Source organism: Roseivivax lentus (genome assembly GCF_900156805.1).
In the GTDB taxonomy this organism is placed as follows: Bacteria; Pseudomonadota; Alphaproteobacteria; order Rhodobacterales; family Rhodobacteraceae; genus Roseivivax; species Roseivivax lentus.
This window is the reverse complement of record NZ_FTOQ01000001.1, coordinates 78,335-90,925: the sequence shown is the minus strand read 5'-3', so window position 1 is coordinate 90,925 and position 12,591 is coordinate 78,335. Positions and strand designations below refer to the sequence as shown.

Genomic DNA, 12,591 nt, shown 5'->3' with positions numbered 1-12,591 from the left:
TCGGTGGAGCTTCGGCCAATTGTGGGACAGGTCAGTCCTGATCGCCGCTTTCGCGGTTCAGCAGCCCGTATTTGCGCAGCTTCACATAGAGCGATTGCCGCGACAGGCCCAGCATCTCGGCGGCGGCGACGCGATTGTTCCGGGTCAGGTTCACCGCGGTCTCGATGCACATCTTCTCGACCACGTCGGTCGTCTCGGCCACGATTTCCTTCAGCGTGGCGGAGCCCACGAGCTCCATCACGTTGCGGCTCGATTCCTCGGAGGCATGCATCTGCGACCGGCGCATCGTCTCGGTGCGGGACGTGTCGCGGATGATGAAGCCGAGCATCGGTTCGGAGCGGGTGGCGATCATCGTCGCCGACATCTCGATGGAGGTCTCCGCGCCGAATTCGTTCACCACCTTGGTGGCGTAGAAGCGCATCTTGCCGGTGCGGCGCGCATTCTCGATCACCACATTCATGTCGATCTGACCCCGGCTCAGGAAATCGGCGAGCTTGCGGCCCTTCACGTCGACGAAATGCGCCGCGTCGATCATCTCGAGGAAGCTGTCATTGGCGCTTTGGATGAGCCCCGAGGCGGAGGTCAGGACGATGGCGTCCGGACCCTGTTCGAACAGCGCGGCGAATTCGTCCTGCCCGCCGGTGCTGCGCTGGTCCCGCGTTCCCGATGCGTCGAGGCGCAGGATCAGCACCCGCTCGCCGGCGGCGCGGAACACATGCGGCACGAAGGCCACTTCGCCCTGGCCGCGGCGCGTGCGCGCGGTGACCGGCTGCGAGCCTTCCGAGATCGCGGCGTTGACGAGGCTCTCGATGAATTCCTCGCGGCCGCGATCCACGAATTCATTCGCGAAGATGGCGCCGATGAAGTCTTCCCGCGACGATCCGAGCAGGGCCGCCGCCGGATCGTTGAGGTCCTTGATGCGGCCACCCGAGACCGAGACGAAGACGATGGGATCCTCGACGGTGCGCAGCAACAGGCGGTAGCGGGCATCGAATTCGCGCCGCGCCTCGTAGCCCTGTTCCAGCGACATCTGCGCCTGGACGAGCTGCGCCTGCGTCTCGGCGACGATGCTCAGATCGCGCCCCAGTAGGATCACCCCGCGTCCGGCCGGATCGGCGAAGAAGTTGTAACGGATGGGAAATTCCCAGCTGCGCCCGTCTTCGTGATTGAGTTCGACGGGACGCGCGACCGTTCCGGTCTCGAGGAAGGTCCGGTAGGCGCTTTCGAATTTCGGCTGGCTTTCGATGGTCAGCACGTCCGTGATGGACTTGCCGATCCAGGTCTCGACCTTGGCGGGCGCATGTTCGCCCAGCACCTCGTGGATGCGGGCCTCGTTGTCGAGGATCAGCGCGATATCGCATGCGGAAGCAAGAAGACCGTTCAGCACGTCCCGATCTTCGGCCAATCCCGACCACGGGGTCTGATCATGTGCTTCGGTCTGTGACATTACCTCACCTTGGGTGGGTCTGTTTTCATGCGGCGCCGACAGAATTCGAATGCAGCGAGGGCGTTGTCCGTCACCAGGTCGGCACGGGACGCTTTGGCTTCTTTTTCCGCAGAAGTCAAAGCGAGGCCACCGAGGATAAGCGCTGGAGGCCGCGTGAAAGAGGATTTAATGCGCGTCATCATTTCTGCAATGGCGGGCAGCTTCGATTTCCGCGTGCAGCTAAAGAACACGCCGTCGAAGGGATCATTGCGCAGAATTCGCAGAAGCGTCGCGGTGGTCGGCCCGAACAGGAGCCGGACGGAGGCGTTCTTCCGGCGCAGCTGCGCGGTGATCACGTGCACTCCAAGCGTATGGGTTTCGCCATCCGGCAACACGATGGCGATGGCGGGTTCGCTGTCGCCGTCGCTGGGAACGCTCCAGGGCGGGGCGAGCAGGCTCAGCAGGCCCTGAAGACGGGCGCTGCCGATGGTGACCTCGGCGAAGTTCAACTGGTCCTCGCACCACATCGCACCTAGGACCCGGGCGGCGGCAGGAATGCAGACATCGATGAGGTCATCGGCATGCAGCCCGTCCGACAGCAATTCGGAAACCAGCTTGTCGGCGGCGAACGGACCCGGGGCGCGCACGCGCAGCACCAGATGATCGGTCATCGCTTGGAGGTGGCGTTCGACCTTGCGCTTGGTGTTGTCCTGCATGAGGGACACGACCGTATGCGCCAGCGCCGAGATCTCGGGGCGATCTTCCTGCACATTGGCTGGGTTCGAGAGAAAATCCGACATGGGTATGGGGCTCCAGATGCCCTGTCCCCATCGGAACGATTCCCGCGGGACATGAAGGAACCGTGCCGCGTTCGCCAAAAAATGTCAAATCAAACTGACAATCCGCGATTTTCGACGGCGTCAACGACAGGAAATCGCGGGATATTCCAACCTTTCACAGCGGAACTGTCTGCCTTGTTTTACAGATTATCCGGAACAATCGCCGAATACACCGGAGCACTGTAAGTTTGAATTGACACTTTTCGGCTTGGGCAGCTACCTTGAGCCCATGACCCACGCGGAATCGCCCCTGAATTACCCCGAGCGCCAAGCGGGCCGCGCGCCTCGTGCCGTGCCGCTTTACACCCCGGAGGAACGTGCCCGGCGTGATGCCACGCGCTGGACGCTGGTGCAGGGCATCCTGGCGCCGCTGCAATTTCTCGTCTTCCTCGTGTCGCTGGTCCTGGTGGTCCGCTACCTCGTCTCCGGCGACGGCTATGCCGCCGCGACCTGGTCGATCATCGCCAAGACCGGCATCCTCTACCTCATCATGGTGACCGGCGCGATCTGGGAGAAGGTCGTCTTCGGCCAGTACCTCTTCGCGCCCGCCTTCTTCTGGGAGGATGTGGTCAGCTTCGCGGTGATCGCGCTGCACAGCTATTACCTCTGGGCCCTGCTCACCGGCAGCCTTGGCCCCGTGGCGCTGATGCTCGTCGCGCTGACCGCCTATGCGATCTACGTGGTCAACGCCGCGCAATTCGTCCTCAAGCTGCGCCGCGCGCGCCTCGACGGGGGTGCGGCATGAACGATCATTCCCCCCCGACGCCGTCGCGCGGCTGCCTTGACACCCCGGTCCTGAAGGAGCGGGGCCAGCACGAGGTGTTCTGCGGGCTGACCAGCATCGTCTGGCTGCACCGCAAGATGCAGGACGCTTTCTTCCTCGTGGTGGGCTCGCGCACCTGCGCGCATCTGCTGCAATCGGCCGCCGGCGTGATGATCTTCGCGGAGCCGCGCTTTGCCACGGCGATCCTCGAGGAAACCGATCTGGCCGGCATGGCCGACGCGCAGGAAGAACTCGACCGCGTGGTGCACGAACTGCTCGCGCGGCGTCCCGATATCCGGCAGCTCTTCCTTGTGGGCTCCTGCCCGTCCGAGGTCATCAAGCTCGATCTCGCCAAGGCGGCGGAACGTCTGACCGTGGCCCATGCGCCCAATGTGCGCGTGCTGAACTATTCGGGCAGCGGGATCGAGACGACCTTCACCCAGGGCGAGGATGCCTGCCTTGCCGCCATGGTCCCGGTCCTGCCCGAGACGCAGGCGCGCGAACTTCTGCTGGTGGGCGCATTGCCCGACGTGGTCGAGGAACAGGCGCTGGGCCTTCTCGAGGCCATCGGCGTCGGGCCCGTGCGCGTGCTGCCCGCCCATACCAAGGCCGAGGAATACGGCGTCGGGCCCAACACGGTCTTCGCGCTGACGCAGCCTTTCCTGGGCGAGACCCATGCGGCTCTGATCCGGCGCGGCGCGCAGCATATCCCCGCGCCCATGCCCTTCGGCGAGGAAGGCACGACGCGCTTTCTCGAAGCCATCGCCGCCGAGTTCGGCATCGGCGCCGACGTGGTCGCTCGCGTCACCGAAGGCCCCCGCGCCCGCGCCCGGGCCGCCATCGCCAAGGTGTCCGAACCCCTGCGCGGTAAGCGCATCTTCTTCTTCCCCGACAGCCAGCTGGAGATCCCGCTGGCGCGTTTCCTGACCCGCGAATGCGGCATGGACGCGGTCGAGGTCGGCACCCCCTACCTGACCCGCGACATCCTCGGGCCGGACCTCGCACTCCTCCCCGCAGGTCCGCGCATATCCGAAGGACAGGACGTGGACCGTCAGCTTGCGCGCGTCCGTGCGGACAAGCCCGATCTGACGGTCTGCGGACTTGGTCTCGCGAACCCGCTCGAAGCCGAGGGGCTCGCCACGAAATGGGCCATCGAGCTCGTCTTCACGCCAGTGCATTTCTACGAACAGGCCGCCGATCTGGCGTCGCTCTTCGCCCGGCCCCTCCGCCGCCGCGCGGCGCTTCGGGTGGAGGCGACCTGATGGCTTGCCTCTTTACAAATACGCAGCCCGGAGGTCGCAAGTGAAGCTGACCGTCTGGACATATGAAGGCCCGCCGCATGTCGGCGCGATGCGCGTGGCCACGGCGATGAAGGGTCTGCACTACGTGCTGCATGCCCCCCAGGGCGACACCTACGCCGACCTGCTTTTCACCATGATCGAGCGGCGCAACCACCGCCCGCCGGTGACTTACACGACCTTCCAGGCCCGCGATCTGGGCTCCGACACGGCGAACCTCTTCAAGACCGCCTGTCTCGAGGCTTATGACCGGTTCAGGCCGCAGGCGATGATCGTCGGGGCCTCCTGCACCGCCGAACTCATTCAGGACGATCCCGGCGGCATGGCGGAGACCATCGGCCTGCCGATCCCGGTCATTCCGCTGGAATTGCCGTCCTACCAGCGCAAGGAAAACTTCGGCGCGGACGAGACCTTCCTGCAGATCTGCCGCCACCTCGCGCGGCCCGTCGAGAAGACCGCGCATCCGAGCGCGAACCTGATCGGCCCGACGGCGCTGGGCTTCCGGCACCGCGACGACATCACCGAGGTGACGGCGCTGCTGGAGGACATGGGCATCAGCGTGAATGTCTGCGCGCCCTATGACGCGACACCCGAGGACATCACCCGGCTCGGGGCTGCGCAGTTCAACGTGCTGATGTATCCCGAAACCGGCGAAAGCGCCTGCCGCTGGATGGAACGCGAGCTGGGCCTGCCCTACACAAAGGTGGTGCCCATCGGTGTCGGCGCGACCCGCGATTTCGTGGCCGAAGTGGCTGCTTTGGCCGGAACAGAGCCGAAATTCGACGAAAGCCGCCTGCGTCTGCCCTGGTATTCGGCCTCGGTCGACAGCACCTACCTGACCGGCAAGCGCGTCTTTCTGTTCGGTGACGGCACCCATGTCGCCGCCGCCGCGCGCATCGCCCGCGACGAGATGGGCTTCGAGGTCGCGGGCATGGGCTGCTACAACCGCGAGATGGCGCGGCCCATCCGGGCGTTGGCCCGGGAATACGGCGTCGAGGCGCTTATCACCGACGATTACCTCGAGGTTGAGGCGACGATTGAGGCGCTGGCCCCCGAGATGATCCTCGGCACCCAGATGGAGCGCCATATCGGCAAGCGGCTGGGCATTCCCTGCGCGGTGATCTCGGCCCCCGTCCACGTCCAGGACTTCCCCGCGCGCTACTCGCCCCAGATGGGGATCGAGGGCGCGAACGTCATCTTCGACACCTGGGTGCATCCGCTGGTCATGGGGCTGGAGGAACACCTGCTGACGATGTTCCGCGAGGATTTCGAGTTCCACGATGCGGCCGGGCCTTCGCATCACGGCGGCCATGCCCCGCGCGTCCTGGGCGAGACCGAGGCGGCGCACCGTGCCGAAAAGGCACCGGAAGCCGCCGCACCGGCCTCGAGCGTCGAGGTGGTCTGGCTGCCCGCCGCCGAGAAGGAGCTGAAGAAGATCCCCTTCTTCGTGCGCGGCAAGGCCAAGCGCAACACCGAGACCTTCGCCTCCGAGCGGGGCCAGTCCGAGATCAGCGTCGAGACGCTTTACGAGGCAAAGGCCCATTATGCGCGATGAGCTGGCACATATGGGCGGGTATCACATCGCCATCGTCACGCTCGACGCCCATAGCGCCGGGCCCGTGGCCCGTGCGAAAGCCCGGCTGGCCGAGGATTTCCCCGGCCTCGAAATCAGCGTGCATGCCGCGGCCGAATGGGGCGAGAGCCCGCAAAGCCTGACCGACGCCAAGCGCGCGGTTGCGCGGGCCGACATGATCGTCGCGAACCTTCTGTTTCTCGAAGAGCACGTCAAACATATCCTGCCCGACCTGCGCGCCGCGCGCGAGCGCGTCGATGCCTTCGTGGGCGTCATCGCCGATGCGGAGATCGTCAAGCTCACCAAGCTCGGCAAGCTCGACATGTCCGCTCCGCAAAGCGGCATGATGAAGCTGATGAAGAAGCTGCGCGGCTCGTCCAAGCCCTCCTCCGAGGATGGCGCGAAGAAGATGCGCATGCTGCGCCGCCTGCCGAAGATCCTCAGGCTCGTTCCCGGCAAGGCGCAGGACCTGCGGTCGTGGTTCCTGATGATGCAGTATTGGCTCGGCGGGTCGGACGACAATTTCGAGGCGATGATCCGCTACCTGATGTCGCGCTATGCGGGCCCGGAATCGCTGCGGGGCGGCGAAGCGCCCGAGCCGCTGGAATACCCCGAGGTCGGGCTGTATCACCCGGATCTCGACAGCCGCATCACCACCGATCCTGCCGACATCCCGGGCCCCGCGAACCCCGTCGCCACCATCGGCATGCTGATGATGCGCTCCTACATCCTCGCGGGCGACACGGCGCATTACGACGCCACGATCCGCACCTTCGAGGAGAAGGGCATCCGCGTTCTGCCCGCCTTCGCGGGCGGCCTCGACGGACGGCCCGCGATCGAGGCGTATTTCCAGGATCAGACCGGCACGAAGATCGATGCGCTGGTGTCCCTGACCGGGTTCAGCCTCGTGGGCGGGCCCGCCTATAACGACAGCGACGCCGCGGTCTCGGTTCTGAAGGCGCTCGATGTTCCTTATGTGGCCGCGCATCCGCTGGAGTTCCAGACGCTCGGCCAATGGGCCGAGGCGAATCAGGGGCTGGGTCCCATCGAGACGACGATGCTGATCGCGCTGCCCGAGCTTGACGGCGCGGTCTGCCCCACCGTTTTCGGGGGCCGTCACGGCGAGGCAGGCTGCGATGGCTGCACCCATCGCTGCCGTCCGCAAAGCAGCGTGAAGGCCATGGCGCCCTGCCCGGAACGGATCGAAAGCCTGTCCGAAAAGGTGCTGCGCCTTGCGCGGCTCCGTCGCAAGACGCGCGCCGAGACGAAGATCGGCATCGTGCTCTTCGGCTTCCCGCCCAATGCCGGGGCCGCCGGAAGTGCCGCCTATCTCGACGTGTTCGAGAGCCTCTTCAACGTGATGCACGCGATGAAGCAGCGCGGCTACACAATTGTGCCGCCCGCCTCCGTGGCAGAGCTGCGCGCTGCCGTGCTCGAGGGCAATGCCACGCAATACGGTCAGGACGCCAATGTCATCGACCATGTCAGCGCCGACACGATCGTGCGCACCACGCCGCCCCTGAAGGCCATCGAGGCGGTCTGGGGACCGGCTCCGGGCCGCATTCAGTCCGACGGGCGCGGCGTCTTCGTGCTGGGGCAGCATTTCGGCAATGTCTTCGTCGGTCTGCAGCCCGCCTTTGGCTGGGAAGGTGACCCGATGCGGCTGCTGTTCGAGGGCGGTTTCGCCCCGACCCATGCCTTCACCACCTTCTACCTGTGGCTGCGCAACACCTATCAGGCCGATGCGCTGCTGCATTTCGGCATGCATGGCGCGCTGGAATTCATGCCCGGCAAGCAGGCGGGCCTGGGCGCGCGCGACTGGCCCGACCGGCTGATCGGCGAGATGCCGAACGTCTATCTCTATGCGGCGAACAACCCCTCCGAAGCGACGCTGGCAAAGCGCCGTTCGGGCGCCGTGACCGTCACCCATCTGACGCCGCCGCTGGCGCAATCGGGGCTCTACAAAGGGCTGCAGGCGCTCAAGGAAAGCCTGACGCGCTGGCGGTCGATGAATGCCGACGATCCCCGCCGGGACGAATTGCGCGCGCTCATCGCCGAGGAGGCCGAGGCCGTCGACATGGCGGGCCGCGATCCCGAAGCCCTGTGGCTCGCGCTTCTGGAGACCGAGGACGCGCTCATTCCCGAGGGCCTCCATGTTCTGGGCCGCACGATCACGCCGGAGATGCGGGCCGATTATCTCGCATTGATGGCCGATCAGGACGACGCGGCGCAGGCCCATGCGGCGGAGATGCTGGACAATGGCAGCGAGATGGCCGGCCTGATGGCCGCGCTCGAGGCGCGCTTCGTGGCCCCGGTGCCCGGCGGCGACTTGATCCGCAGCGCCGACATCCTGCCCACGGGCCGCAACATCCATGCCTTCGACCCGTTCCGCATGCCGACGGCCTTTGCCTGCCGGGACGGAGCGCGCCAGGCGCAGATGCTGCTCGATACCCATGCCAGCCTGCCGCGGTCCGTCGCGCTGGTCTTGTGGGGATCGGACAACATCAAGTCGGACGGCGCACCGCTGGCGCAGGCGCTAGCGCTGATGGGCGCGGTGCCGCGGATGGACAGCTTCGGGCGCATTTCAGGGGCCGATCTCGTTCCGCTGGAAGCGCTGGGCCGCCCGCGCATCGACGTGGTGATGACCCTGTCGGGCATCTTCCGCGATCTTCTGCCGCTGCAGACCCGCATGCTGGCGGAGGCGGCGCTGAAGGCCGCCGAAGCGGATGAACCCCTGGAGATGAACTTCATCCGCGCCCATGCGCTGGCCTACCAGGACGAGCATGGCTGCGATCTGGAGACCGCGGCACTGCGCGTCTTCTCGAATGCCGAAGGCGCATACGGCTCGAACGTGAACCAGCTCGTCGAAAGCTCCGCCTTCGGCGACGAGGACGAGCTCGCCGACGCCTACCAGTCGCGCAAGAGCTTCGCCTACGGGGCCAATGGCAAGGCCGCCGCCAACCCTGCGCTACTGCAGGCCACGCTTGCGCGGGTCGAAGTGGCCTATCAGAACCTTGAATCCGTGGAGCTGGGTGTGACCACGGTCGATCACTATTTCGACACGCTGGGCGGCATTTCCCGCGCGGTGAAGCGCGCCCGCGGCGAAGAGGCGGCGGTCTATATCTCGGACCAGACGCGCGGGGCTGGCAAGGTGCGCACACTCGCCGATCAGGTCGCGCTCGAGACGCGCTCGCGCTCGCTCAACCCGAAATGGTTCGAGGGCATGCTGAAGCATGGCGCGCAGGGCGTGAAGCAGATCGAGGCGCAGGTCACGAACACGATGGGCTGGTCGGCCACCACCGGGAAGGTGGAGCCGTGGATCTACCAGCGCCTGTCCGAGACCTTCGTTCTCGACCCGGAGATGCGCGCGCGGCTCGCGGCGCTCAACCCGACCGCGTCGAGCCGGATGGCGAACCGCCTCCTCGAGGCCCATGACCGCGCCTATTGGCAGCCCGATGCGGAAACGCTCGCGGCGCTCGAGGCGGCGGCGGACCAGCTGGAAGACCGGATGGAAGGGGTGGCCGCGGAATGACCATGCGCGCGCATATCCCCGGCTGCGGCCAGCCCTGCGGGGCGGGTGCGTATTTTGAAAGAGGCAAAGCAGGGGTCTGCGCCCCTGCCGGAAGGAGTGCTCCATGAGCCCGCTCGACAAACAACCGCCGAGCCACCGCGCCGCGATGCGCGAAGCCGCCGGGCTGAAAGAACGCTGGGTGCAATCGCCCCCCGTTCTGAAAGGCCAGGACGGCGAGGGATCGGTGCAGGTGCATCAGGACGATTCCATGAAGATCGAGGGCGCGAAGGTGTTCTCGGTCTACGGCAAGGGCGGGATCGGCAAGTCGACGACATCCTCGAACCTCTCGGCCGCGTTCTCCAAGCTCGGCAAGCGGGTGCTGCAGATCGGCTGCGACCCGAAGCACGATTCGACCTTCACCCTGACGGGGCAGTTGCAGCCCACGGTGATCGACATCCTGAAGGAGGTCGATTTCCACGCCGAGGAATTGCGGCCCGAGGATTTCGTGACCGAAGGCTTCAACGGCGTGAAATGCGTGGAAGCCGGCGGGCCGCCCGCGGGCACCGGCTGCGGCGGCTACGTGGTCGGCCAGACCGTGAAACTGCTCAAGCAGCATCACATGCTGGACGACACCGACGTGGTGATCTTCGACGTGCTGGGCGACGTGGTCTGCGGGGGCTTCGCGGCCCCGCTGCAGCATGCCGACCGGGCGGTGATCGTCACCGCCAACGATTTCGACTCGATCTACGCAATGAACCGCATCATCGCGGCGGTGCAGGCCAAGTCCAAGAATTACAAGGTGCGGCTCGCGGGATGCATCGCCAACCGGTCGAAGGACACCGACGAGGTGGACCGCTATTGCGACGTGGTCGGCTTCAACCGGATCGCGCACATGCCCGATATCGATGCCATTCGCCGGTCGCGTCTGAAGAAGAAGACCCTCTTCGACATGCCCGACGAGGAGGACATCGTGATGGCGCGCAAGGAATACATCCGCCTTGCCGAAGCGCTGTTCAACGGCACCGAGGCGCTGGCGCCCGCGCCGCTGCCCGACCGCGACATCTTCGAGCTTCTGGGATTCGACTGATGAGCTACGAGCTGACCCGCGCCCGCGTCGAGACCTATTTCGACCGCACCGCCACCCGCACCTGGGAGGCGCTGACCTCGGACGCGCCGGTCAGCCGGATCCGCGAGACCGTTCGCAAGGGCCGCGACGAGATGCGGGCCCGGATGCTGTCGGCGCTGCCTGCCGATCTGCGGGGCGCGCGGGTGCTCGATGCCGGATGCGGGGCGGGACAGATGACGGCAGAGCTGGCCGAGCGTGGCGCGGAGGTTGTCGCCGTCGACATCTCGCCCGAGCTTCTCAAGGTCGCGGCGCGCCGCTTGCCGGACCACCTGCAGGGCCGCGTCACCTTCCGGGCGGGCGACATGCTCGATCCCGGGCACGGGACCTTCGACGCGGTCTTCGCGATGGACAGCCTGATCTATTACAGCCCCGCCGATATCGACGCGGCGCTGTCGTGCCTGTCGTCGCGGTCCGAGAAGACGATCTTCACCGTGGCGCCCCGGACCCTGCCGCTGATGGCGATGTGGTATACCGGCAAGCTCTTTCCGCGCTCGGATCGTTCGCCGGTGATGGTGCCCCATGCGCCGGAGCGCCTGATCGCGCGCCATAACGGGCGGGACCTCGGGCGCGTCTCCTCGGGCTTCTACATCTCCCACGCGATGGAGGTCCGCGCATGAGCCAGCCGCGCCTCATCCACCTGACGAAGCGCTTCCTGCCCTTCGCCGATGCGGCCTCCACGGAGCTGCCGCTGGCGCAGCTTCTGCGGCTGTCGCTCTTTCAGGTGTCGGTGGGGATGGCGACGGTGATGCTTCTGGGCACGCTCAACCGCGTGATGATCGTCGAGCTGTCGCTCGCGGCGACCATCGTCGCAGTTATGATCGCGCTGCCGGTTCTCATCGCGCCGTTCCGCGCGCTTATGGGCTTCCGGTCGGACACGCATCGGTCGGCCATCGGCTGGAAGCGGGTGCCCTATCTCTGGTTCGGCTCGCTCTGGCAGATGGGCGGCCTCGCGGTCATGCCCTTCGCGCTGCTGGTGCTGGGCGGCGACGTGGTCCACCAGGTGCCCTTCGCGGGCGAGGTGCTGGCCGCGTTGGCCTTCCTGATGACGGGCCTCGGCCTGCACATGACGCAGACGGCGGGCCTCGCGCTGGCCTCGGACCGCGCCACGGACGAGACCCGCCCGCGGGTCGTGGCGCTGCTTTACGTGATGTTCCTTCTGGGCATGGGTGTCTCGGCGCTGATCATCGGCTGGCTCTTGACCGATTACACGCCGCTCCGGCTCATTCGCGTGGTGCAGGGGGCCGCGGTGGCGGGTCTGGTCCTGAACCTCATCGCGCTCTGGAAGCAGGAGCAGGTGCGCCCGATGTCGGCCGCCGAGCGCGCCGAGCCGCGCCCGAGCTTCCGCGACGCCTGGGCGGATTTCGCCAAGGGCGGCATTGCCGGGCGGCTTCTGGTCGTCGTCTTCCTCGGGACCATGGCCTTCAACATGCAGGACGTGCTGCTCGAGCCCTATGGCGGCGAGATCCTCGGTCTTTCCATCTCCTCGACCACGCTGCTGACGGCGATGTGGGCGGCGGGCGCGCTTCTGGGCTTCGGGCTCGCGGCACGGGTTCTGGCGCGCGGCGGCAATCCCTACCGGATGTCGGCAGCGGGCGTGCTGGTGGGGGTCGCGGCCTTTTCGACCGTGATCTTCGCGGCCCCGATGAATTCCGCAGCGCTGTTCTTCGCCGGGGCCGGGCTGATCGGGCTGGGCGGCGGCTACTTCGCGGTCTCAACCCTCATGGCGGCGATGACGATGCCGGCCGAGGGCCTTGCCGGACGCGGACTCGCGCTAGGGGCCTGGGGCGCGGCGCAGGCCACGGCCGCGGGCCTGTCGACGGCCTTCGGCGGCGCGATCCGCGACTGGGTGAATATGCATGCCATGGCGGGCGATCTCGGCACCGCCCTGGCTACGAAAGCGACGGGCTATTCCGTCGTCTACCATATCGAAATCGGACTTCTGTTCCTGACGCTGGCGGTTCTCGGGCCGCTCGTGACCCGGATGCGGAAGCCCATCGGGGGTCCGGCGAAGTTCGGCCTCGCCGACTTCCCGACCTGACGCAACCATGATGGAGG

Annotated in this window: 9 protein-coding genes; 7 read left to right on the top strand and 2 right to left on the bottom strand. The window is 66.5% G+C overall.

All coding sequences use genetic code 11. The features are described from left to right. Window positions 1-31: 31 nt before the first annotated feature. The gene (gene ppsR / locus BW990_RS00440) at window positions 32-1,447 is read right to left on the bottom strand and encodes a transcriptional regulator PpsR (protein ID WP_076443900.1); all 1,416 of its coding nucleotides are present in this window, start codon (window positions 1,445-1,447) and stop codon (window positions 32-34) included. Further along, entirely contained in the window at window positions 1,447-2,226 is a 780-nt protein-coding gene (locus BW990_RS00435) for a cobalamin B12-binding domain-containing protein (RefSeq protein ID WP_076443898.1), read from the bottom strand. The genes ppsR and BW990_RS00435 overlap by 1 nt, the downstream gene beginning before the upstream one ends. Before the next feature lie 268 nt (window positions 2,227-2,494). Here BW990_RS00435 and bchF point away from each other — a divergent pair, with 268 nt between their 5' ends. The 7 genes from bchF (at window position 2,495) to BW990_RS00400 (ending at window position 12,574) form a co-directional block, all read left to right on the top strand. Further along, window positions 2,495-3,010, top strand: a complete 516-nt coding sequence (gene bchF / locus BW990_RS00430; RefSeq protein WP_083950452.1) for a 2-vinyl bacteriochlorophyllide hydratase — start codon at window positions 2,495-2,497, stop codon at window positions 3,008-3,010. After that, window positions 3,007-4,290: a ferredoxin:protochlorophyllide reductase (ATP-dependent) subunit N gene (locus BW990_RS00425; RefSeq protein WP_076443896.1), complete on the top strand. Its 1,284-nt coding sequence runs from the start codon at window positions 3,007-3,009 to the stop codon at window positions 4,288-4,290. The genes bchF and BW990_RS00425 overlap by 4 nt, the downstream gene beginning before the upstream one ends. A 40-nt stretch (window positions 4,291-4,330) precedes the next feature. Continuing rightward, window positions 4,331-5,881 (top strand): ferredoxin:protochlorophyllide reductase (ATP-dependent) subunit B, encoded by a 1,551-nt coding sequence (gene bchB, locus BW990_RS00420; RefSeq protein WP_076443894.1) that lies wholly within the window; start codon window positions 4,331-4,333, stop codon window positions 5,879-5,881. Beyond that, window positions 5,871-9,431, top strand: a complete 3,561-nt coding sequence (locus BW990_RS00415) for a magnesium chelatase subunit H (protein ID WP_076443892.1) — start codon at window positions 5,871-5,873, stop codon at window positions 9,429-9,431. Before bchB ends, BW990_RS00415 begins: the two co-directional genes overlap by 11 nt. 145 nt (window positions 9,432-9,576) lie before the next feature. Next, window positions 9,577-10,497, top strand: coding sequence for a ferredoxin:protochlorophyllide reductase (ATP-dependent) iron-sulfur ATP-binding protein (gene bchL / locus BW990_RS00410; protein WP_076445056.1), 921 nt, complete (start codon window positions 9,577-9,579; stop codon window positions 10,495-10,497). Then, window positions 10,497-11,153, top strand: a complete 657-nt coding sequence (gene bchM, locus BW990_RS00405) for a magnesium protoporphyrin IX methyltransferase (RefSeq protein WP_076443890.1) — start codon at window positions 10,497-10,499, stop codon at window positions 11,151-11,153. Before bchL ends, bchM begins: the two co-directional genes overlap by 1 nt. Further along, the gene (locus tag BW990_RS00400) at window positions 11,150-12,574 is read left to right on the top strand and encodes a PucC family protein (RefSeq protein WP_076443888.1); all 1,425 of its coding nucleotides are present in this window, start codon (window positions 11,150-11,152) and stop codon (window positions 12,572-12,574) included. The genes bchM and BW990_RS00400 overlap by 4 nt, the downstream gene beginning before the upstream one ends. The last annotated feature ends 17 nt before the right edge of the window (window positions 12,575-12,591 follow it).

Excerpts from the sequence above, each read along its gene's own strand:
- BW990_RS00415 (WP_076443892.1), top strand. The coding sequence starts at position 5,871 with ATGCGCGATGAGCTGGCACATATGGGCGGGTATCACATCGCCATCGTC.
- ppsR (WP_076443900.1), bottom strand. The coding sequence starts at position 1,447 with ATGTCACAGACCGAAGCACATGATCAGACCCCGTGGTCGGGATTGGCC.
- bchF (WP_083950452.1), top strand. The coding sequence starts at position 2,495 with ATGACCCACGCGGAATCGCCCCTGAATTACCCCGAGCGCCAAGCGGGC.
- bchM (WP_076443890.1), top strand. The coding sequence starts at position 10,497 with ATGAGCTACGAGCTGACCCGCGCCCGCGTCGAGACCTATTTCGACCGC.
- BW990_RS00400 (WP_076443888.1), top strand. The coding sequence starts at position 11,150 with ATGAGCCAGCCGCGCCTCATCCACCTGACGAAGCGCTTCCTGCCCTTC.
- BW990_RS00435 (WP_076443898.1), bottom strand. The coding sequence starts at position 2,226 with ATGTCGGATTTTCTCTCGAACCCAGCCAATGTGCAGGAAGATCGCCCC.
- bchL (WP_076445056.1), top strand. The coding sequence starts at position 9,577 with ATGCGCGAAGCCGCCGGGCTGAAAGAACGCTGGGTGCAATCGCCCCCC.
- BW990_RS00425 (WP_076443896.1), top strand. The coding sequence starts at position 3,007 with ATGAACGATCATTCCCCCCCGACGCCGTCGCGCGGCTGCCTTGACACC.